Annotated in this window: 2 protein-coding genes; both read right to left on the minus strand. The window is 46.8% G+C overall.

Going from position 1 to position 2904, the window contains the following annotated elements; genetic code table 11:
* Window positions 1-66: 66 nt before the first annotated feature.
* Window positions 67-810, minus strand: coding sequence for a pseudouridine synthase (locus WBV27_RS08540; RefSeq protein WP_424201184.1), 744 nt, complete (start codon window positions 808-810; stop codon window positions 67-69).
* 61 nt (window positions 811-871) lie between these two features.
* A complete protein-coding gene (locus tag WBV27_RS08545; RefSeq protein ID WP_424201186.1) occupies window positions 872-2530 on the minus strand; it encodes a putative polysaccharide biosynthesis protein in 1659 nt (552 codons plus the stop codon).
* Window positions 2531-2904 lie beyond the last annotated feature (374 nt).

Below are 2904 nucleotides of genomic sequence, written 5' to 3' on the forward strand. Positions count from 1 at the left end.
TCATATCACTTTTGGCAAAATATCCAAATAAAAACTTGGTATTTTGGCCCAATGATAGGCAAACTCTTAGCCTTTTTTAATCGACTCCGGCAGATGTTCCCGCAATGCCGCAAGTTCCTCATCGGTCAATGGACGATATTCCCCTTTTTCCAATTGCTCGTCCAAATGCAAGGGTCCCATCGTCAATCTTTTCAGGAAGGTGACCTCTTTTCCGCAGGCCAACACCATCCGTTTCACTTGATGGAACTTCCCTTCTTTGATCGTGATCTCTACCTCTGAGCAATCCTTTACTTCATCATAGCGCAGGATCTCCAGTTTTGCCGGCAGGCAACGATAGCCATCTTCGAGTATGATGCCTTCAGAAAAATCCCTTTGGTCCTCTTCCGTCATCCGACCGGCCACTTCTGCAAAGTAAACCTTGTCCACATGCCGTTTCGGCGACAGCAGGAAATGCGCCAATTGGCCATCGTTCGTCAACAGCAGCAGTCCCTCCGTATCTTTGTCCAGTCGGCCGACTGGAAAGAGTTCCTGCTGATGCAGTTCGAAAGCCAGCAGATCGATGACCGTCTTTTGATGATTATCCTCCGTCGCACTGAGGACGCCCTGCGGTTTGTTCATCATCAGGTAAATGTATTCCTGGTAGCTGATAGGTTCGCCATAAACAAGAATAGCGTCCTTTTCGCTGTCCACTTTGGCTTCGGCTTTCGTTTCAATTTTCCCATTGACCGTCACCAATTTCTTTTTCAATAACACTTTGACTTCTTTTCTCGATCCGAATCCGGAATTCGACAGCAGTTTATCCAAACGCATATTTTTTCTCCCTTATAAACCAAAAAGCACCCACTAAGGCTGCTTTTCGGTTTCGTTTATTTTATTTGATGCGCATTTTTCTGCGCAGGCCGTTCGCTTTGGCGCCCAAAATGTCATCAGCGATGCGCAATTTAAGGGTCAGGAACAAGTAGACAAATCCCCCGATCGCCGCTACGATGACGACAACCACCAATGCCGTCAACTTGCGATCGATCGGAATGACCAGCATGCTGACTTTCAAAGCGATGAACGCACATGCCGTCATAACCAAGGCGACTGCCAAAATTTTCCCGGTTTTCCGCAATGTATCAACCAGACCAAAATGGGTCAGATGATAGATTTTCCATCCGCTCAAGAGCACCGTCACGATGAATCCGATCGTCGTCGCAACCAATGCGCCTGCCGTGTCGAACAATGCCAACATCGGATACTGCATAATCACTTTGACTGCAAGTCCAACCAGCAGATAGGAGATCATTGTCTTATGTCGGCTCAAAGACTGCAAAATCGATCCGAGAACCGTGAACAGTCCCAAAACGATGCTCATCAGAGCCGATACCGCCAATAGCGTAGGACCTACCGGATGAAGCGGATAGAACACGTTGTAGATCGGTTCTGAAACGATCATCATCCCCAAAGATGCCGGCAGCATGATGAAAGCGAACAGTTGGATGATCTCCCTCACCTGGCTCTGCAGCACACGGAAGTTTCCTTTCGTGAACTCGGCGGCAATCAGCGGAACCGCTGCTGTGGCCATCCCGACCGCCAATGAAACGATGATCATGATCAATTTGTCGGCGTTGAAACTGAACAGTCCGAAAAGATCCTCGATTTCCTTACCTGTGTAGTTCGTCAAGTTTTCCATCATCGGTTTGAACGTCACTTGGTCGATCAGCTTGGCGAAAGTGATGCCTGAGCCGATCAGGATGAACGGAATCGATTCCTGCAGCATGCTCTTGATGGCCTCAGTCGTCTGGATGTTGCTGGAAGGTTCACTGTTGGCGATCAACGGTTGATATTCCGCCATTTTCTTTTTGTAATAAAAAAGCAGGATGATGGTTGCAACGATCGCGCCCACAAACGCTGCGAAAGTGGAATGTGCAACAGCAGTAGCGATACTGCCATCCAGAAGTTGCATCACGATGTAGGTGGCTCCCAAAAGGTACACAACCCTGCCGATCTGTTCGAACACTTGTGAAATCGCTGAAGGCACCATATCCTGATAGCCCTGGAAAAAACCGCGCATCAAACTCATGCCTGGCACCAACAATAAAGCCGGAGCCAACGCCCGAATAACCAATGCTCCGTCTTCAGGCGAAGCAGCCGGGCTGTTCTCAGCAATCATCGGTGCCAAACCGTACATCAATGCGGCACTGACGGCACCCGTCAAAATCATGAAAAACATGCTCTTCTTGAAGATGTCGATCCCGGTGCGGTATTGATTTTTTGCATTGTATTGGGCCACCTGTTTGGACATCGCTGCAGGAAAGCCTGCTATTCCGATCGAAAGGAATAGCTGATAAGGTGTGTAGCCTATCGAATAAAGGGCATTGGCAGTGTTGGCCGCATCCGTCGAGCCCATCAAGGCATTCCATGGGATGATGTAGAGAGCGCCGATCAAGCGGGAAAAAATGCTCCCGAAAGTCATCCAAAAAGTCCCCTGCACCATCTTATTGTTTGTTGTTTCATTTTCTTCGTTGATTTTTCTATCTGTTGACATTTGCAACCTGCTTTCTTCCCGATGGATGAATGAAAGAGAATTATAATACCATCACTCAAGTATTTTACCAAAAATCCGTTTTTTTTCAATCTATAGCAGTCTTATTTTGCAAAATCCTAATAATTTCAGAATAATTCCTGACACTTCCAGGCTAAACGCCCTATTTTGTTGCGTGCGTTTTCATACCATCACCTTTTCGTTTATGGTAAAATGTAAGTGTGGATTGGAACTCTGCCAATCCATTTTTCTCCAAAACCAAATTCGCAGTCACTTGGCTTTAAACACTGTCATGTCAACCGTTTCGCATAGGCTACAATAGAAAAGAGGAATAAAAATGAACACCTCAAGAAAGGGGTTCAGACATTTATTCGGAG

The organism is Trichococcus sp., assembly GCF_049589555.1.
Classification (GTDB): Bacteria; Bacillota; Bacilli; order Lactobacillales; family Aerococcaceae; genus Trichococcus.

What these genes read in the sequence shown, in the direction of transcription:
- WBV27_RS08540 (WP_424201184.1), bottom strand. Translation starts at nt 810, where the DNA reads ATGCGTTTGGATAAACTGCTGTCGAATTCCGGATTCGGATCGAGAAAA.
- WBV27_RS08545 (WP_424201186.1), bottom strand. Translation starts at nt 2,530, where the DNA reads ATGTCAACAGATAGAAAAATCAACGAAGAAAATGAAACAACAAACAAT.